Raw genomic sequence first — 18,639 nt, 5'->3', positions numbered from 1 at the left:
AAATCCTGATCGACGAATGCCAGAACCTCACGCCGCACCAGATGAAAACCATCATCACCCGTGCCGGCGCCGGTTCCAAAGTGGTGTGCCTGGGCAACCTCGCACAGATCGACACCCCTTACCTGTCCGCGACCAGCTCCGGGCTGACCTACCTGACTGAACGCTTCAAGGATTTCCCCAACGGTGTGCACATCACCCTGCAAGGGGTGCCTCGCTCGATTCTGGCTGAATACGCCGAATCGCATCTGTAACCTTTCACCCAGAACCGGGCGGCCCAACAGCCGCCCGGTTTTTACCCGCTGCCTTTATCTAGTATTAAACTTGCTTGTACTCCTAACGGCCCTTTGGAAGTATATTATCTGTATATTTTAAAAATCTAAATTTACAATCCTCCACGTTTCCAAAACCAAGGCAATAGAGTTTAGGGGGGATTATTTTCGGAACTATTTATTCGTTGATGATGCGACTTGTCTCTGCGGAAAAAATGTCGCGGTATTTTATGTGTAAAAACGCACCTAGCAATATGGCACTAGCACCTGAAGAAACAAGAACACCTCCGATTGACAAGAACGTTGAAAGCCATGCCCCAAAAATTGGTCCTGTAATCATAAATATCAACATCAAACTGCGGCTGGAAGCTGAAACTGTTCCCAGATTAGATAGAGGGCAGTATTTCTGAAGGGTTACGCCAAACCCCAAAGATGTCAATCCATAGGCATATCCAGCAATGGAAAATACTAGTATTAGTATTGCTAGTGTTGTCAGGTTGCCAGGTTCCTTTAATGATCCCGCTATTACTACCATCACACCGAATGTAAATAGGGAGAACGTTGAACAGAAGAAAATTTTATGGGGGTAAACTAATTTAAAGCTCAAGCCTGCAATAATTCCACCTAGTGCGGTAGAGCTAACGACAACTCCAAATACGTATTCGTCGAGCCCCAAGTTTTTTATATGCAGGCTCAGTAGCGAGTCATAGCATCCCAGTACAGCAGATTGGATTAAGGCACAGGTAAAAAATAGTCGTGTGGATGGGCCGGAGCTTAGTAATACCTTTAAGGCCTTTAAACTCCCAAAGGACCGCTTATCAGATGTGTGTATGTTTTTTTGCCGGTTACTCATAGAAAGAAGAATCACGCAGAATATCCCTAGCAGTGAGAAAAGCGCGGAAATTAAAAAGCCATACGCTTTATCTGACATGCTTGCAATAACACCTGCAGCTAAAGGTGAGCAGACCTTGATAAATTGATCCATTACCGTGATTAGTGAAATGTTACTGATCAGGTCTTTGTTTGTGAGAAGCTTCCTCGTCAAGATAATTTCTGCCGCACCAGATCCAAGGTTCGATACACCCTTAAGGAAGACTAATGTTAAGAAAACAGATTCAGAGTTCGCTCCAAATAAAAGACAGGCTACGATAAATCTAAAGGTGAAACTTATTAGTAAAAATTTTATAGGACTAGTATGGTCTGCTAACGTACCTATTAATGGCCCCAGGAAAAGTGCTGGTAAGCCGTACAGCGCCGCTGCATATCCCAAAGTTTGTGGGGAAGCGTCATATACGAATGTAAGTACAGTAAAAATTAAAATGAAGTCTACCCAGAGTGTTACAGAGCTACTAAATCTCACTCCACATAAATAACCGTACCCTTTCACGTGAGGAACGCTCACTGCGCTATCTCCTTGGTGTGGTACATTACGTCATCTACAACAAATGTGGATATATTGTTGGTTGAGCAAAATAGCTCAAGATCTGAGAGTTTGTTTATAAAACCTTTCCCTTTGAAATTCAGCGAGGTATTGCAAAGGACGCTGACGCCCGACTGTTTTTTGAACTCCAGTAGCAGCTTGTACATTTTAATGTTGTCTTGAGGGCTGACGGTCTGAACTCTTGCTGTTCCATCGATATGAGTAATTGCTTTAAGTCGTTTGTCAATTACATGATGAAATGACAGCATGAATTTGCTTTGAGTGCAGTTTTCAAAGTAAAGCTTGGCATCTTCCTCTATGCAGATAGGTGCTACTGGGCGATAGTGTTCTCTTTTTTTTATGGAGTTAAGCTTTTCAGTTGTTTTCGCAGAAAATGGTGCCGCTATTATTGATCTATTGCCGAGGGCTCTGGGGCCTATTTCACAATTTCCCTGTACCCAACAAATAATCTCTCCAGCAATAAGCGCTTCGCATACATGTTCGAGTACCAATGGACTTGGTGAAAATGAGGAGTTTTTTGTGGGGTTGAAGATAAAAGCTTGTCCTGAATATACGGACCATTCAAGTTTTGCTTTACCAGTTAATAAATTTTGGGCAATGGCGGACGCCCCGATGCCGACACCAGTGTCATTTGTGCAAGGTGGAATAAAAATCCCGTCGAATAATTCGGAGGTTTCCCATTTTTTGTTCCAATCACAGTTCAAGCCACAGCCGCCCGCAATTAAAAGCGGAAGCTTTTCTGTAATGTGTGTACTGATGAAATCATAAAACTCGTTAAAAAGCTTGTCTGATAGCTTTCTTGCCAGGTTGCAAAATTTCGTTGTGTTGACACCTATGTTGTAATAGCCGCTATCTTTCAGGTCAAGTTTGTTGAGTGTGTCTATTGCCGATTCGCAGTTCATTATGTAGTCAATAACCGTTGACTCAAATGCATCTGGTTCACCATTTGTTCCAAATGCAGCTAATGCCATCATTTTTCCCGCGTCACCGAGTCTGCAATATCCTTTTTTCAAATTGAAAGTTGGATCGGCTAAGCCGAAGGTAAATGCATAACGAAGGCCTGGTCCTTGCAGAATATTGCCTATAGTTTGAATCGACATGTCAGGGTTGATTTTATAAAAATTGCCTATGAAGCCTTCCCAAAGTAATACGTAGCACGATGTTTTGTCCGCATATGGGGATAGGGAATAGGAGGCGAATATATGTGATATTTCATGGCTGCAGTTTATCCACGCTATATTTTTTCCACCAAAAGTGCAGATTGATTGTTCGATATCCAAGCCAAGATAACCGCCTTCAGTTGGGTGATTTCTGGGGTCCATACCTTCAGCCCATCCGCTTACAGCGATTGCGTCAAGATCTTCTATGTTTTGAACGGCGTGGGTTATTGCTGAACTCAGGGAAAGCGGAGCGTACCTATTGCCGCCATTCTTTTCCGACTCATAGCTGAAAACTAATTTTCCATTTTCAATGAGACAAATGTGACCATCATGACCCGTGTTTACGCCTAGTATTTTCATTGTTGTTTCCTTATAGGTTTTAACCAAAATAGGTACATTTCACTGAAAAAATTTGGGTTAAGGGTTTCGAATAACTCCCAAGCGCCAAAAAGAGAGTCCATGTTCGAATGCTCGTTGAATTTTCTAAACGCAGGGGATTTGTTTTGTTCTTCCTTTTCAAAGCCTGCAAACTCACAGTTTAAAGTTCTTATAAGTGAGTGAATGTCACGGGTTGTGAACGTTTTCTCTAGGGGGTTGAACAGTAAATCCATGCACCCACTTCTACTAAAGAAATCTTGTGAGTTAACTATTTCTCTTGTTCTCTTGTATTTGTAGTTTTGAATTGATAAATTCCGTATTTTTTTCTAAATTGCTGGGTGCGTAGAGTATTTCGTTTTTAGACGCGAGGTTGGCCAAGTCTGCAATAGGAATTCTAGCATATGTGCTATACAGTCCTATTTTAGCAATGCCACCATTTTCGAGTGCTGCGAGAATTGCTTGGCATCCTTTCAAAGGATCTTGTAAGTGATGCAGAACTCCAATGCACTCAATAAGGCTGAATTTCATATTTAGAGAGGGGATATTACTTATGTCGCCGCAGATGAATTTCAAGTTTTGAATGTTATATTCGTCTCTTTTTTGGGTGGCATATTGCAAACTTGCTTTGCTAACATCCAACCCTAAGATTTGTGTGTGTGGGTAAGTTAAGGCGAGTTGAATTGCGTGACGCCCAGTTCCACATCCTGCGACTAATATGTTGTTGCTTGGTGGTGCTTGCTTTAGGTTTAGCTTTTTGAAAAGCTCATCAAGTGTCGATCCAGAATGTTTTGGTTTGGATGTCCAAGTTGGATATGGATTTGATTCATAGAAACTCTGAATAAGAGTTTTGCTTTCCAGTAGGGCGGGGGTTGTAATTTCTTTGTTTTGTTTTTGAGTGATCCGGTAATCCAAATGGTTTTGGTTTTTTAATGGGTTTTTAGAGTGTTCGCCTGGGTAAGATTCCAGTATTAATTGTGCGGCAATTTTTATTGCTGGCGACTCTTTTAGGCATTTATCTTTTAGTTTTTCAACGTTTGACATCTCTTCTTTGTCAGTCAGGTAGATGAAATCATTTAGTTTGCATTGTTTTTTTAGGGCGCGGAGGAAGATTTGGTGTGTTGGTTTGTAGTTATTGCTGAGTATGGATTCTGTAAGTTTTTTTCTTATGCTTATAATAGTTTCCTCTATGATGTGGTTGGAAATTAGTCTGCTACTTAAAAATTCTAATGCAATTGGATCTGATTTAATTATGTCCAGAGCTATTATGGCGTAGTCTTCTTTTGTACGTGTTATTTTTTCAAGTTTGAGTGCAAGTTGTGAAAAATACACTCGGGCTAGTGCGTCAGTGTCTATTCCTTCTGTGTTAAAAAGTGTCACTAGGCTGGCGAATGTTGCCGCATCAAATGACGTCAGGTGGACCGACTGAAGTAATTCAAGATAGTTAAAAGCAACTCTGCTTTCTGTGAAGCCTTCTATTTTTGCGGCTGATTGGTATGTCCAAAGTGCAGCATTGTTTTTTCCATTTTTTTCTTGTATGGATGCTAAGTTTTGATGAAACTTAAGTTTGTCCGCTGCTGAAGCTCCTGGTAAATCGCAAGCCAGCTTGTAAAGGCGTTCTGATTTATTTTTTTCACCCAGTTCTTCGTATAAAGCCGCAAAATTGTTCAACGCCTTTACGTTTTTTGAATCGTTCTTAATACTCAATTCGTATAACCGCGCAGCTTCTTGAAGCTCGTTGTTTTTAAAATTAAAATCCGCCATTTCTCTGGTTTTTTCGGAGTATTCTTTTTTTCTCAACATATCATCGTGCATGCGAGCACCTAAGGCTAATTTGTTTTATTTTACCGCCTTCAAAAGTTTTGCGACTCCGGGGCTAAGAGGATCTTGCAGGCCATGTCCGCCGGCTAAAACAAATAACGAATGTTCATTGAATCCATCAATCTTTATAAGTTCATTTAGTAGGTTGTCTATAAAGTATCCGGTTAGCCAAGTTTTAAGTTTGTGAGCTGTGGCTACAAGATTGAATGTCTGAGATAAATGTCCAACATCCATTAAAGCTGATCGATAAGCACGTGAATGTGGGTATTTCCACCAAAGCTTATCAAATCGCGAACTCATTACTATTAGAAAGGCCGCTTCCACTGCGAAGTTTTGATGGCATAATATCTGTGTTAGATCGGCGTTTATGCCACTATCCAATTTTGTTAACACGTGCTGATGGGACCTATAGTGATAGATCCCTCTCTCTAGATTACTAACATTTAAAGCTATCAAGTATGCCTCGGTTGCTTGCAAGCACCCGGCACTTGGTGAGGATCTACGATAGCCAACAGTTGAAATACCGCGCTCAGCGAGATTTTTTTTATGTGAGTCGCCGTGAATCTTTCCGAATGTAGTGAATAAAATATTAGATACAATTTCCAGTGGGACAGACTCACCATTGAAATTTCGACTTGTTGTCCTCTCCCATAAGGCTTTCTTTAGGCTATAAGTGTCAATTGCGTTGATGTTCCAAGGCGGGAGTTTGATTAACTCTCCTTCTCGTTCAATGTCGAGGTTTGGGGCGCTTTCTGCGATGCTTTCGCAGAAGTTCACATAGCCTATCTCATTGTCTTCTTCAGTGTTTGTCAGGTCGCTCGGAAAGTTGTGCTTGCTTCCAAGATGAAATATTTTTGAAATAGGGTCCCAACCCCAAGGGCCATTAGCTTTTTGTGTATTTTGATACTGTTCAGCTTTTTCGCCTATTAGTAATATTTCTGCTTCAATCAGTATTCCATCCTCGGGTTTCGATGTATAAGGCATACCAACTAATTCGTTGAGCTCGAAAATTCTGTCAAGATAGCGTCGTTCGAATATTTCGTACTGCTCACCTGTTTCCAAGTTCCATAATCCGAAAACTCCTTCGTTTAAGGTGATTGTCAGGTTTTCATTAACTTTGAACTCACTCATCTTGACATGCTCCGTAAAAGTTATACCGAGGGAGGCTGGTGGCTCCCTCGGCATTGGTCGAAATTAACTAACCAGTTTTGACTCGGATTTTGCCGGTGTAATCAGGATGTTGTAAGCGTTATTGGAAAGAGCTGTTAATCGAGTTTGCAGATTTGCTTTGCGCATAATAAGAACCTCTTGAGTTTTAGTCTGTTTGGATTGAAGTCATATGACTTCATTTGCCAAGCTAGTCGCGTTGTATTTGCTAGTCAATAACTGGGTTTGTAGGATAGTTCGTGGCTGGGTAGTTGATAGGTCTTACACCGAACTCCTACTGGTAACTATTTTATTAAGTTAATCAGGTTATTGCAGATATGCACTTCAACTATATTTGCTTCGATGCGTTCTTAAATAGTCTTGATCGGTAGTATTTAGTTACGTAATGGCTGCTTCGGGGGGGGGGGCGTCAGCCAATACCAAAAAAATATAGGCTAACAGGAGGAAAGTCCTGATCGACGAATGCCAGAACCTCACGCCGCACCAGATGAAAACCATCATCACCCGTGCCGGCGCCGGTTCCAAAGTGGTGTGCCTGGGCAACCTCGCACAGATCGACACCCCTTACCTGTCCGCGACCAGCTCCGGGCTGACCTACCTGACTGAACGCTTCAAGGATTTCCCCAACGGTGTGCACATCACCCTGCAAGGGGTGCCTCGCTCGATTCTGGCTGAATACGCCGAATCGCATTTGTAACCCTTCACCCAAAACCGGGCGGCCCCAAAAGCCGTCCGGTTTTTTATGCCCCTGCACAAATCCCAATGTAGGAGCTGCCGAAGGCTGCGATCTTTTGATCTTGTTTTTAAAAATCAAAGTCAAAAGATCGCAGCCTTCGGCAGCTCCTACACGATGAACACCATATTCGTGCGTGCGGAAATTTGACCCGCAGGTTTACAATCGTCGCTCCTGATCAGGAGTAATCCCGTGCTGACTCATCTCGATTCCCAAGGTCGCGCCAACATGGTCGACGTCACCGAAAAAGCCGTGACGTTCCGTGAAGCGACGGCCCAAGCGCTGGTGCGCATGCTCCCCGCAACGCTGCAGATGATCGTCAGCGGCGGCCACCCAAAGGGTGACGTGTTCGCCGTGGCGCGCATTGCCGGCATTCAAGCGGCGAAGAAAACCAGTGATCTGATTCCCCTCTGCCACCCGCTGATGCTGACGGGTGTCAAAGTCGAACTCAGCGCTGATGGCGAAGACACCGTGCGCATCGTCGCCCGCTGCAAACTGTCCGGGCAGACCGGCGTCGAGATGGAAGCGCTGACCGCCGCCAGTGTCGCCGCCCTGACCATCTACGATATGTGCAAAGCCGTCGATCGTGGCATGACCATAGAAAGCGTGCGCTTGCTGGAGAAGGTCGGCGGCAAGAGCGGCCACTTTCAAGCGGAGCAGCCATGAACCTGACCGTGAAGTTTTTTGCCCGTTACCGTGAAGCGCTGGGTGTGGACTCGCTGAAGGTTGAGGGTGATTTCGCTACCGTCGATGACGTGCGAGCACATGTTCTTCAAATGCAGGCGCAACGTGACGGCGCTGAGGTACTGAGCGAACAAAACCTGATGTGTGCACGCAACGAAGACCTCTGCCAACTTGACGAGCCAGTGACCGATGGCGACGAAGTGGCGTTTTTCCCTACCGTGACCGGAGGCTGAACCATGGCGATTCGCGTGCAGGCCACGCCGTTCGATCCGGGCGCTGAAGTCAACGCGATGCACGCGGCCAATGTCGGCGTCGGCGCAGTGGTGAGTTTTGTCGGCTACGTGCGCGACTTCAACGATGGCCTGGATGTAGCGGGAATGTTCCTCGAGCACTATCCGGGCATGACCGAAAAAGCCCTCGGCAAGATCGCCAGCGAAGCCGAGCAGCGCTGGCCGCTGTTGAAGCTGGAAGTGCTGCATCGCATCGGTGCACTGGAACCGGGCGAACCGATCGTGTTTGTCGGCGCTGCCAGTGCCCATCGCCAGGCCGCCTTCGATGCTTGTGCCTTCGTCATGGACTACCTGAAAACCCGTGCACCGTTCTGGAAGAAAGAAAACACCAGCGACGGGCCGCGATGGGTTGAGGGGCGGGACAGCGATCATGCCGCTGCGGATCGCTGGAAGAAGTAAATCAAAAGATCGCAGCCTTCGGCAGCTCCTACATTGGGTCGGCATACCCCTGTAGGAGCTGCCGAAGGCTGCGATCTTTTTGCTTCTGCCCCGAATTGACGATTTGTACATATAAGTCCAAGATGGATTTACAAGTACAAAATGCTTCAATCTTGCCGCTCGTAGCTCCCCGCTACCAGCCGCTCTTCTTCATCTTGCCAAACCAACAACAACCCGCGAGAGAACGAACATGAAGAAACTCCCCCTCATCACCGGTCTGGCCTTCAGCCTGTTGGCCTCCGCCAGCGTGTTCGCCGCTGAGCAAACCCTGCGCATCGGTATCGAAGCCGCTTACCCGCCATTCGCCTCGAAAACCGATAAAGGTGAAATAGTCGGTTTCGACTACGACATCGGCAACGCCCTGTGCGCGCAGATGAAGGTCAAGTGTGTGTGGGTCGAAGGTGAGTTCGACGGTCTGATTCCTTCGCTGAAAGTGAAGAAAATCGACATGGCGCTGTCATCGATGACCATCAACGAAGACCGCAAGAAGTCGGTGGATTTCACTCACAAGTATTACTTCACTTCGTCACGCCTCGTGATGAAGGAAGGCGCCACCGTCGACGATCAATACGCCAGCCTCAAGGGCAAGAATGTCGGCGTGCAGCGTGCGACCACCACCGATCGTTATGCCACCGAGGTGTTCGAGCCGAAGGGCATCAACGTCAAGCGCTACAGCAACAACGAAGAGATTTACATGGATCTGGCGGCGGGGCGGCTGGATGCGATTTTTGCTGACACCATTCCACTCAATGACTTCCTGTCGATGCCGCGTGGCAAGGGTTATGCGTTTGTCGGGCCTGAGTTGAAGGATCCGAAGTACGTGGGCGAGGGTGCGGGGATTGCGGTGCGCAAGGGCAATGCTGAACTGGTTAGCCAGTTGAATGGTGCGATTGATGGCATTCGTGCGAGTGGCGAGTACCAGAAAATTTCCGAGAAGTACTTCAAGTCCGACATCTACGGCGACTGATAGTCCGCTATCGCTGGCAAGCCAGCTCCCACAAGGATTTGCGGCGTACACAAAACCTGTGAGAGCTGGCTTGCCAGCGATGGCGTCAGAGAACTCACCGCAAATCTCTAGCCTTTCAATTCCTTCAAATGCTTGTACACCGTCGCCCGCCCCATGTTCAGCACATTGGCCACATAGTTCGAGGCACTCTTGCCCTTGAACGCTCCCTCGGCGTGTAGCGCCAGCACCAGTTCACGTTTGTGATCGCGAGTCAGCACATTCAGGCTCAGTTGCCGCTCGCGCAGCCAGGCGTGAAGGAAGGTGTTGATGCGTTCCTGCCAGTCATCGCGAAACAGTGAATCCGGTTGCGGGATCAGTTTGCTCGGTGAGAGGAACAGGTCCAGCGCTGCCTTGGCATTCTCGAACAGCGAAATATTCAGATTGATGCACAGCACCGCCAGCGGCAGACCTTCGCTGTCGCGCAGGACGCTGCTCAGGCTACGGATCTTCTGACCATCCCAGTTAAGCTTTTCGTACGGGCCGATATTGCGGTCGCTGACATCCTCGCTGAGCATGTCTTCCAGTGACGAGTCGTCGCCGATCTCGCGTTTGGACAGGTTGTTGGCGATGTAGTCGACCTTCTGCGTGCGCAGGTCGTGCAGCACCACTTCGGCGTGCGGAAAGAACAGCGTGGCGATGGCATCGGCGATGGCGCGGAAGTTATCCAGCGCCGGGTCGAATTCAGGGGCGGTCATGACAGTGGAGCTCCAGGCAGCGTCAACGCCCCCGTGATCAGGAGGCGGTGCGAGTGTGCCGCAATCCGTTGGGCGCGTCATCCGGGTGGACGATCAGGCGAGGCGGGCAGGGGAGAGCATGGCGCTGCTCAGGCCGAACTGCAGCAAGTGCTCGGGCAGCGGCTGACCACGCACCAACGCCGCGCTGGCCTGGCCCATCGCCGGCGAAGTCTGGATGCCGTAGCCACCTTGCGCGGCGACCCAGAACAAACCTGGCACCTGCGGATCGAAACCGCTGAGCAGATCACCGTCGGCAACGAAACTGCGCAGCCCGGCCCAGGTGCGGGTCGGGCGGCGGATGGTCAGCGTCGTGGCTTCTTCGATCTGGTAGATGCCCATGGCGATGTCCAGTTCTTCCGGCTGCACATCGTGAGGTTCGACCGGGTCGGCGTTGGCCGGCGAGCCGAGGAACATGCCGGCGTCAGGCTTCATATAGAAGGATTCGTCGAGGCTGACCAGCATTGGCCAGTGATGAATATCGACGCCTTCGGGGCCGGCGAAAATAAATGCGGCGCGGCGTTTCGGTTGCAGGCCCAGCGGCTTGGCACCGGCCAAAACGCCGATTTTGTCGGCCCAGGCGCCAGCGGCGTTGATGATCATCGGTGCGCTGAAAGTCTGGCCGTTGGTTTGCACGTGCCAGAGGCCGTCGGCGTCGCGGCTCAGGCCGAGTACTTCGCAATCGGTATGCACTTCACCGTTATTGCGACGGATGCCGCGCAGGTAGCCCTGATGCAAGGCGTCGGTGTCGATGTCGCTGGCGCTCGGATCGTAGATCGCGCCGTGGACTTTTTCCCGACGCAGGATCGGTAGCCGCGCGCAGGCTTCGTCGGCGCTGAGCAGTTGCATCTCCGGCACGGTGGCTTTGGCGCTGAGGTATTGGTTGTTCAGTTCGGCAGCGTCACCGGTGAAATCCACGGTCATTTCGCCGCGCGGGGTCAGCAGCGGGTGTTCGCAGAAACCGGCCGGCGGATGATCGAAAAACTCACGACTGGCCTGGGTCAGCGCGCGTACTTGCGGTGTGCCGTAAGCGGCGGTGAACAGCGCGGCGGAGCGCCCGGTGGAGTGATAGGCCGGGTGGGATTCGCGTTCGAGCACGATCACTTTGCCGTGCGGCGACAGCCAGAAACCGGTGGAAGCGCCGGCAATCCCGCCGCCGATGATGATGAAATCTGCCTGGCTCATGAAAAACTCCAAAACTATCGGGGTTCTCTGGGGATCTGTCATTGGCAACTCCCCAATCGGAATGCGATCCCTGTAGGAACTGCCGAAGGCTGCGATCTTTTGATCTGGTTTTTTAAGATCAAGATCAAAAGATCGCAGCCTTCGGCAGCTCCTACAGTGGTCAGTTGTTCAGGTGGTAAATCGCATTGGCCAGAGCAATGTCTTCCAGGCCCAAGCCGATTGAGCGGAAAAACACGTGGCGGTCGTAATCCGGGCGCTGCACTTTTTCGCTGAGCAGATCGGCGAGGTCGCCGACAATCGAATCCTTGCTCCAGCCATGCTGTTCACTGGCAATCAACATCTCGCCCGCCGAACCCGGCGTGGTCAGACGATAGTCGCAGAATACCTGCATGTCGTTGAGGCTCTGCGGTGGAACTTCGTGGGCGCGTGGGGCGTTGGTGCTGATCGAAGTGATCAGTGCCGGCTTGCTCAATGCAGCAGGATCGATCACCGGTCCGGCAGACGAGGTGCAGAGCATGATCACATCGGCCTCGGCAAGGGCGGCTTCGCGGTTGTCGGCAATGTTCAGATCGGCAACGATGGCTTTCAACCGTGCCTGAGTATCAGCGTCTTCGAGCAGGGACGGTGAATGCACGCTGATGCTCTGCCAGTCACGCAGCGATTTCACATAGTGCAGATGCGCCTGCGCAACCTTGCCACTGCCGATGATTGCCAGTCGTGTGGCATTCAGCGGTGCGAGGGCGTCGACTGCCACTGCGGTAGTCGCTGCAGTGCGCGCGGTGGTCAGTTCACCGGCATCACACAACAGCAACGGCTGCCCGGTTTTCATCGACATCAACAATGTCCACGCGGTTACCAGCGCACCTTGCTCGCGAACGATGTACGGCGAGGTCTTCACGCCGTAAACCCCGTCCTCGGCCAACACGCCCAGATAGTTGATGAAGTCGCCGGCACCCTGCGGGAACTCCACCAGTTGCTGCGCTGGTTGCACGGCGTGTCCGGCAGCGAGATCGCGGAACAGCTTGCGCAGGATCTGCGGCACATCAATGCGCGCCAGCAGCTCGCGGGCCTGATGTTGGTCGATCACGTAGGGCGTACTGGACATATCAGGCTCCGGAGTCTGGATATAAACTAATTTGTCTATTATGGACTTTTAGTTATCTCTCGCAAGCGGCCTGATGAAATGCCGGACGAAAAAAAAGCGCAGTCCGTTGCCGGCTGCGCTTTTCTTTTAAACGTTGCTTACTGCGGACGCTTGCGCTCGACCGCGCGCAACAGATGCGTCGGTGGCGTTTCGCAACTGATCTTGCGACCGAGCTTCTCTTCGATGGACGGCAACTGATAGGAGTCGTCTTCACCGGCGAAGCTGATCGACACGCCATCGGCGCCAGCACGACCGGTCCGGCCAATGCGGTGCACGTAGTCGTCCGGGACTTCCGGCAGGGTGAAGTTGATCACGTGGCTGATGCCGTCGATGTGAATGCCGCGACCGGCCACATCGGTGGCGACGAGCACGCGAATCTTGCCTTCGCGGAAACCTTCGAGGGTCTTGATGCGTTTGTGTTGCGGCACATCGCCGGACAACTGCGCAGCATTCACACCGTCGCGCACCAGACGCTCTTCGATACGGCGCACTTCGTCCTTGCGGTTGGCGAAGACCATCACCCGCTCCCAGCCATTATCGTTGACCAGGTTGTAGAGCAATTTGTACTTGTCGGCACCGGCCACGGCGTAGATGTGTTGCTCGACGTTTTCGCTGGCGACGTTGGTGACTTCGATTTCGACGATGGACGGATCGGTCGTCCATTGCTTGGCCAGGTTCATCACGTCTTCGGTGAAGGTCGCGGAGAACAGCAGGGTCTGGCGCTCGGACTTCGGCGGGGTCTGGCGAATGATCTGGCGTACTTGCGGGATGAAACCCATGTCGAGCATGCGGTCGGCTTCGTCCAGCACCATCACTTCGACCATGTCCAGGTGCACGTCGCCGCGCTGGTTGAAGTCGAGCAGGCGGCCGGGGGTCGCCACGAGAATGTCGCAGTGACGCGCTTCGAGGTGCTTGAGCTGTTTGTCGAAGTCCATGCCGCCAACGAACGTCATGACGTTGAGACCGGTGTACTTGGTCAGGTCAGCGGCATCCTTGGCGATCTGCACCACCAGCTCACGGGTCGGCGCGATGATCAGCGCACGGGGTTCGCCCATGTAGCGTTCTTTCGGCGGCGGCGTTTGCAGCAGTTGGGTGATGATCGAGATCAGGAACGCGGCGGTCTTGCCGGTACCGGTCTGCGCGCGACCAATGGCATCTTTGCCGGCGAGGGTGAAACCCAGCACCTGCGCCTGGATCGGCGTGCAGTACGGGAAGCCCAGATCCTGAATGGCATGCATCAGTTCTGGTGAAAGATTGAAATCGTGGAAGCGGGTTTTGCCTTCCTGTGGCTCGACAACGAAATCTTCGAGTTTCCACGGAATGACCGGGGCCTTGGGCTTTGGTTCGCGACGCGCTCTGGCCGGTTTCGGCTCTTCACTGCGCGCAGGCTCGGCGGCGATTGGCGCGGCCGGAGCGGGTTTCGGGTCTTGCTTCGGTGCTGCTACGGCAGCGGGGCGGTCGGCCTGGGGCGCATCGTTGCGATGACCGGGGGCGTGCGACGGCGCACTGGGAACTGGCGCGAGCTGCTCAGCCTCGCTTTTACCGAACATTTTCTTGAGTGCTTCGAGCACGGTCATCTCATCAATTGGTTAAGGAATGTACGCCGGCCAGTGTAATGCAAGAAACGGGCGCGGCGTAGTAGGAGGGATCAAAGGGTGATTTTAATCTCGACGCTTAGCGCAGGCGCTCACTCAACCAGACACCAATGTCGCGAATTTCCTCGGGTAACACTTCGTGCTCCATTGGGTATTCCTGCCATGTCACGGTGACACCATGCTTCACCAAATGCTCGTAGGCGCTGCGTCCCATCGAGTTCTGTACCACGCCGTCGAACTGACCGTGCAGGCATATCGCGGGAATCCGCTGCTGACTGGCTGAAAGTTGCATGTCATCGCTGAACGTCGGCGCATAGGTCGACAGAGCAAGTACGCCACCGAGTGCGCCTTGCCATTTCACAAAAGCGGTGTGCAAAACGACAGCGCCGCCCTGGGAAAAACCGGCAAGGAAAATCCGCGAGGCGTCTATTCCGCTGGCGCGCTGGTTTTCGATCAATTCGATGATGCGATCCGCCGACGCTTCCAGCTCATCACGGTCGATCGCTCGCGCCGGGCTCATGGCTTTAATGTCGTACCAGCTGGGCATGGCATATCCGCCATTTATGGTCACTGGACGCGTCGGCGCCTGCGGCAGCACGAAGCGTGTGCTCAGCAGGCTTTCCTGCAACGCTTCCGCTACCGGCAAGAAGTCGTAGCGGTCGGCGCCGAGGCCGTGCAGCCAGATCACGCAGGCGTCTGCGGGCTTAACAGGCTGAAGAATCAAGGGCTCGGTCATGTCTGCTCCAAATATGTGCGGGCGCTCTCAATAAGTGCGTGATTCGAGTGCGCGCCCGGTTGATCCGTTAAGAAGATGTCGCAAGGTTACAAGTTTTGCTATTGACCTGTCGCCGAATCGATTCCGTGACAGGTGTGGTACGGGCTTTGCTATGGAAGGTTCTGTACGAAGCATCCTACGCGTGGCGGTAACACTATCAGTGTACGACCCGCGACGGGATGGCAAAGAATCCGGTGATGGATGTTCGCCAATGGCCGCTACGGGCGCAGCGAACGTGAAAGGGCTACAGCCCGTTCGGCCGATTGGTGAGAAGTGAGTTGTCCATGATGTGGATTTTCTCCTACTAGACTCATAGCGAAGGTCTTACGTCGGTTGACCCCAAAAAAAGCCAACACGGGTCAACAACGCCTCAAAAGGGTGCGACTGGACTCAAGCTCCGACACAACAAGAGCAAAACTGGAGGTTTGAATGAAGATGTTGAAATCCACCCTGGCCATCGTGACTGCAGCAACAGTACTCGGTGTCAGCGGGTTCGCTCAGGCGGGTGCAACCCTGGATGCAGTGCAGAAGAAAGGTTTCGTGCAGTGTGGCGTGAGCGACGGTCTGCCGGGCTTCTCGGTACCGGACGCGACCGGCAAGATCCTCGGGATCGACGCTGACGTCTGCCGCGCTGTGGCCGCTGCCGTATTCGGCGACGCGACCAAGGTCAAATTCAGTCAGTTGAACGCCAAGGAGCGCTTCACCGCGCTGCAATCGGGCGAGATCGACATCCTGTCGCGCAACACCACCATGACCAGTTCGCGTGACGCGGGCATGGGCCTGAAATTCCCGGGCTTCATTACCTACTACGACGGCATCGGCTTCCTGGTGAACAACAAGCTGGGCGTGAAAAGTGCCAAAGAGCTGGACGGTGCAACCATCTGCATCCAGGCCGGTACCACCACCGAGCTGAACGTTTCCGACTACTTCCGTGGCAACGGTCTGAAATACACCCCGATCACTTTCGACACCTCCGATGAAAGCGCCAAATCGCTGGAATCCGGTCGTTGCGACGTGCTGACCTCCGACAAGTCCCAACTGTTCGCCCAGCGCTCCAAGCTGGCATCGCCGAAGGACTACGTGGTTCTGCCGGAAACCATTTCCAAAGAACCACTGGGCCCGGTCGTACGTAATGGCGACGACGAGTGGCTGGCCATCGTCCGTTGGGTTGGCTACGCGCTGCTCAACACCGAAGAAGCCGGCATCACTTCGAAGAACGTCGAAGCTGAAGCCAAATCGACCAAGAACCCGGACGTCGCCCGTATGCTCGGCGCTGACGGCGAATACGGCAAAGACCTGAAACTGCCGAAAGACTGGGTTGTGCAGATCGTCAAACAAGTCGGCAACTACGGCGAGATCTTCGAGAAAAACCTCGGCAAGAGCACTCCGCTGGAAATCGACCGCGGCTTGAACGCCCTGTGGAACAACGGCGGCATTCAGTACGCACCACCAGTGCGCTAATGGTTCTATCACCCGGCGGGCCAACCGCCGGGTGATGTTCTTGTTCCATTTTTTCCGGGGCACTTCATGCAAAATTCAATCGGCGCACCAAAGCAGAGGCTCAGCCTCAGCGATCCACGAGTGCGTGCGTGGCTATTCCAGATCATCACCGTTGTGGCGGTGGTCTCGCTGGGCTGGTACTTGTTCGACAACACGCAAACCAACCTTCAGCACCGGGGCATTACCTCCGGTTTCGGCTTTCTGGAGCGCAGTGCCGGATTCGGCATCGCTCAACACCTGATCGACTACACCGAAGCGGACAGCTATGCCCGCGTCTTTGTCATCGGTCTTCTCAATACCCTGTTGGTGACTGTAATCGGCGTGGTTCTGGCGACGATCCTCGGGTTCATCATCGGTGTGGCGCGGCTGTCGCAGAACTGGATCATCAGCAAACTGGCGACCGTGTATGTGGAAGTGTTCCGCAACATTCCGCCGCTGCTGCAAATCCTGTTCTGGTACTTCGCGGTGTTCCTGACCATGCCGGGGCCGCGCAGCAGCCATAACTTCGGCGACACCTTCTTCGTCAGCAGCCGTGGCCTGAACATGCCGGCCGCACTGGCGGCTGATGGTTTCTGGGCGTTCGTGATCAGCATTGTGGTGGCCATTGTCGGCATCGTGCTGATGACCCGCTGGGCCAACAAACGCTTTGAAGAAACCGGCGTGCCGTTTCACAAGTTCTGGGTCGGTCTGGCGATTCTGCTGGTGATCCCGACCTTGTGCGCACTGATCTTCGGCGCTCCGCTGCATTGGGAAATGCCCGAGCTTAAAGGCTTCAACTTTGTTGGCGGCTGGGTGCTGATCCCGGAACTGCTCGCGTTGACCCTGGCCTTGACCGTGTACACCGCGGCGTTCATCGCCGAGATCGTGCGTTCCGGGATCAAGTCGGTCAGCCACGGCCAGACCGAAGCCGCGCGTTCCCTCGGCCTGCGCAACGGCCCGACCCTGCGCAAAGTGATCATTCCGCAAGCTCTGCGCGTGATCATTCCGCCGCTGACCAGCCAATACCTCAACCTGGCGAAGAACTCCTCGCTGGCAGCCGGTATCGGTTACCCGGAAATGGTGTCGCTGTTCGCCGGCACGGTGCTTAACCAGACCGGTCAGGCGATCGAGGTGATTGCCATCACCATGAGCGTGTACCTAGCGATCAGTATCAGCATTTCCCTGCTGATGAACTGGTACAACAAGCGCATTGCGCTGATCGAGCGGTAAGGAAAAGCGCATGAGTACTCATACTTTCAAACCCGACATGCCCCCACCGAACAGCAGCATCGGCGTGGTGGCGTGGATGCGCGCGAACATGTTCTCCAGCTGGCTCAACACCCTGCTGACGCTGTTTGCGTTCTACCTGATTTATCTCGTGGTGCCGCCGATCCTCAGTTGGGCGATTGTCGATGCCAACTGGGTTGGCACCACCCGCGCCGACTGCACCAAGGAGGGCGCCTGCTGGGTGTTCATTCAGCAGCGCTTCGGCCAGTTCATGTACGGCTACTACCCGACGGAACTGCGCTGGCGTGTCGACCTGACCGTGTGGCTGGCGGTGATCGGCGCGGCGCCATTGTTCATCTCGCGCGTACCGCGTAAAGCGATCTACGGGCTGAGCTTTCTGGTGCTTTACCCGATCATTGCCTTCACCCTGCTGCACGGCGGTTTCGGCCTGACCAACGTGGCAACCAGCCAGTGGGGCGGCCTGATGCTGACCCTGGTCATCGCCACTGTCGGTATCGCCGGTGCGTTGCCGCTGGGGATTGTGCTGGCGCTCGGGCGACGTTCGAACATGCCGGCGATTCGTGTGGTCTGCGTGACCTTTATCGAATTCTGGCGCGGCGTGCCGTTGATCACGGTGCTGTTCATGTCGTCGGTGATGCTGCCTCTGTTCCTGCCTGAAGGCATGAACTTCGACAAGCTGCTGCGGGCACTGATCGGCGTGATCCTGTTCCAGTCGGCGTACGTCGCCGAAGTGGTGCGCGGCGGTCTGCAAGCGATCCCCAAAGGCCAGTACGAAGCGGCTGCAGCGATGGGGCTCGGTTACTGGCGTTCGATGGGCCTGGTGATTCTGCCGCAAGCCCTGAAGCTGGTGATTCCCGGCATCGTCAACACCTTCATTGCGCTGTTCAAGGACACCAGTCTGGTGATCATCATCGGCCTCTTTGACCTGCTCAACAGCGTCAAACAAGCCGCTGCCGATCCGAAATGGCTGGGCATGGCCACCGAAGGCTACGTGTTCGCCGCCCTGGTGTTCTGGATTTTCTGTTTTGGTATGTCGCGCTATTCCATGCATCTGGAACGCAAGCTCGACACTGGCCACAAGCGTTAGGAGTTCTGTAA

General features: G+C 52.6%; 18 protein-coding genes and 1 pseudogene. 9 read left to right on the top strand and 10 right to left on the bottom strand.

Features of this window, described 5'->3' with window-relative positions:
* Positions 1-251: PhoH family protein (locus CKW38_RS09685; RefSeq protein WP_176472311.1), on the top strand; the 251-nt coding region annotated here is incomplete at its 5' end.
* 196 nt (positions 252-447) lie between these two features.
* Here the strand turns inward: CKW38_RS09685 and CKW38_RS09680 are convergent.
* Genes CKW38_RS09680 through CKW38_RS09660 form a run of 5 tightly spaced genes read right to left on the bottom strand, consistent with a single transcriptional unit; the run spans position 448 to position 6,197 of the window.
* The gene (locus CKW38_RS09680; protein WP_095112620.1) at positions 448-1,671 is read right to left on the bottom strand and encodes an MFS transporter; all 1,224 of its coding nucleotides are present in this window, start codon (positions 1,669-1,671) and stop codon (positions 448-450) included.
* On the bottom strand, positions 1,668-3,230 hold the full coding sequence (locus CKW38_RS09675) for a carbamoyltransferase C-terminal domain-containing protein (protein ID WP_095112618.1): 1,563 nt from the start codon (positions 3,228-3,230) through the stop codon (positions 1,668-1,670). Before CKW38_RS09675 ends, CKW38_RS09680 begins: the two co-directional genes overlap by 4 nt.
* On the bottom strand, positions 3,227-3,481 hold the full coding sequence (locus tag CKW38_RS09670; RefSeq protein WP_095112617.1) for a hypothetical protein: 255 nt from the start codon (positions 3,479-3,481) through the stop codon (positions 3,227-3,229). The genes CKW38_RS09675 and CKW38_RS09670 overlap by 4 nt, the downstream gene beginning before the upstream one ends.
* Before the next feature lie 31 nt (positions 3,482-3,512).
* Positions 3,513-5,060: a class I SAM-dependent methyltransferase gene (locus CKW38_RS09665; RefSeq protein WP_095112615.1), complete on the bottom strand. Its 1,548-nt coding sequence runs from the start codon at positions 5,058-5,060 to the stop codon at positions 3,513-3,515.
* Between the two features lie 24 nt (positions 5,061-5,084).
* Complete coding sequence (locus CKW38_RS09660) at positions 5,085-6,197, bottom strand: SagB/ThcOx family dehydrogenase (protein ID WP_176472310.1); 1,113 nt, start codon at positions 6,195-6,197, stop codon at positions 5,085-5,087.
* A gap of 484 nt (positions 6,198-6,681) precedes the next feature.
* Between CKW38_RS09660 and CKW38_RS09655 the strand changes: the two are divergent.
* The 5 genes and pseudogenes from CKW38_RS09655 to CKW38_RS09635 all read left to right on the top strand — a co-directional run.
* Positions 6,682-6,930 (top strand): annotated as a pseudogene (locus CKW38_RS09655) (PhoH family protein); the annotation flags it as partial.
* 228 nt (positions 6,931-7,158) lie between these two features.
* Positions 7,159-7,632 (top strand): cyclic pyranopterin monophosphate synthase MoaC, encoded by a 474-nt coding sequence (gene moaC / locus CKW38_RS09650; RefSeq protein ID WP_007914310.1) that lies wholly within the window; start codon positions 7,159-7,161, stop codon positions 7,630-7,632.
* Positions 7,629-7,883 (top strand): MoaD/ThiS family protein, encoded by a 255-nt coding sequence (locus CKW38_RS09645; RefSeq protein WP_007914311.1) that lies wholly within the window; start codon positions 7,629-7,631, stop codon positions 7,881-7,883. The genes moaC and CKW38_RS09645 overlap by 4 nt, the downstream gene beginning before the upstream one ends.
* Before the next feature lie 3 nt (positions 7,884-7,886).
* Entirely contained in the window at positions 7,887-8,339 is a 453-nt protein-coding gene (gene moaE / locus CKW38_RS09640; RefSeq protein ID WP_007914312.1) for a molybdopterin synthase catalytic subunit MoaE, read from the top strand.
* Positions 8,340-8,568: 229 nt separating this feature from the next.
* Positions 8,569-9,345 carry an ABC transporter substrate-binding protein gene (locus tag CKW38_RS09635; protein ID WP_095112611.1) on the top strand — a complete coding sequence of 259 codons (777 nt, stop codon included), beginning with the start codon at positions 8,569-8,571 and terminating at the stop codon, positions 9,343-9,345.
* Positions 9,346-9,452: 107 nt separating this feature from the next.
* Here the strand turns inward: CKW38_RS09635 and CKW38_RS09630 are convergent, their stop codons facing one another.
* The 5 genes from CKW38_RS09630 to CKW38_RS09610 form a co-directional block, all read right to left on the bottom strand.
* Complete coding sequence (locus CKW38_RS09630) at positions 9,453-10,079, bottom strand: transcriptional regulator (RefSeq protein WP_007914317.1); 627 nt, start codon at positions 10,077-10,079, stop codon at positions 9,453-9,455.
* 93 nt (positions 10,080-10,172) lie between these two features.
* On the bottom strand, positions 10,173-11,300 hold the full coding sequence (locus CKW38_RS09625) for an FAD-binding oxidoreductase (RefSeq protein ID WP_095112609.1): 1,128 nt from the start codon (positions 11,298-11,300) through the stop codon (positions 10,173-10,175).
* A 160-nt stretch (positions 11,301-11,460) separates the two neighbouring features.
* Positions 11,461-12,405 carry an ornithine cyclodeaminase family protein gene (locus CKW38_RS09620; RefSeq protein ID WP_095112607.1) on the bottom strand — a complete coding sequence of 315 codons (945 nt, stop codon included), beginning with the start codon at positions 12,403-12,405 and terminating at the stop codon, positions 11,461-11,463.
* A gap of 137 nt (positions 12,406-12,542) precedes the next feature.
* Positions 12,543-14,021: an ATP-dependent RNA helicase RhlB gene (rhlB, locus tag CKW38_RS09615; protein ID WP_007914326.1), complete on the bottom strand. Its 1,479-nt coding sequence runs from the start codon at positions 14,019-14,021 to the stop codon at positions 12,543-12,545.
* Between the two features lie 97 nt (positions 14,022-14,118).
* The gene (locus CKW38_RS09610; protein ID WP_007914327.1) at positions 14,119-14,775 is read right to left on the bottom strand and encodes an alpha/beta hydrolase; all 657 of its coding nucleotides are present in this window, start codon (positions 14,773-14,775) and stop codon (positions 14,119-14,121) included.
* 468 nt (positions 14,776-15,243) lie between these two features.
* Between CKW38_RS09610 and CKW38_RS09605 the strand changes: the two genes are divergently transcribed.
* The 3 genes from CKW38_RS09605 (at position 15,244) to CKW38_RS09595 (ending at position 18,628) form a co-directional block, all read left to right on the top strand.
* Positions 15,244-16,275 (top strand): amino acid ABC transporter substrate-binding protein, encoded by a 1,032-nt coding sequence (locus CKW38_RS09605; RefSeq protein WP_007914328.1) that lies wholly within the window; start codon positions 15,244-15,246, stop codon positions 16,273-16,275.
* 66 nt (positions 16,276-16,341) lie between these two features.
* Positions 16,342-17,523: an amino acid ABC transporter permease gene (locus CKW38_RS09600; RefSeq protein WP_095112605.1), complete on the top strand. Its 1,182-nt coding sequence runs from the start codon at positions 16,342-16,344 to the stop codon at positions 17,521-17,523.
* 10 nt (positions 17,524-17,533) lie between these two features.
* Positions 17,534-18,628: an amino acid ABC transporter permease gene (locus tag CKW38_RS09595; protein ID WP_095112603.1), complete on the top strand. Its 1,095-nt coding sequence runs from the start codon at positions 17,534-17,536 to the stop codon at positions 18,626-18,628.
* The last annotated feature ends 11 nt before the right edge of the window (positions 18,629-18,639 follow it).

Source organism: Pseudomonas sp. Irchel 3H7 (genome assembly GCF_900187605.1).
Taxonomy (GTDB): domain Bacteria; phylum Pseudomonadota; class Gammaproteobacteria; order Pseudomonadales; family Pseudomonadaceae; genus Aquipseudomonas.
The sequence above is the reverse complement of the archived record's forward strand: the minus strand, read 5'-3'. Positions and strand labels throughout refer to the sequence as shown.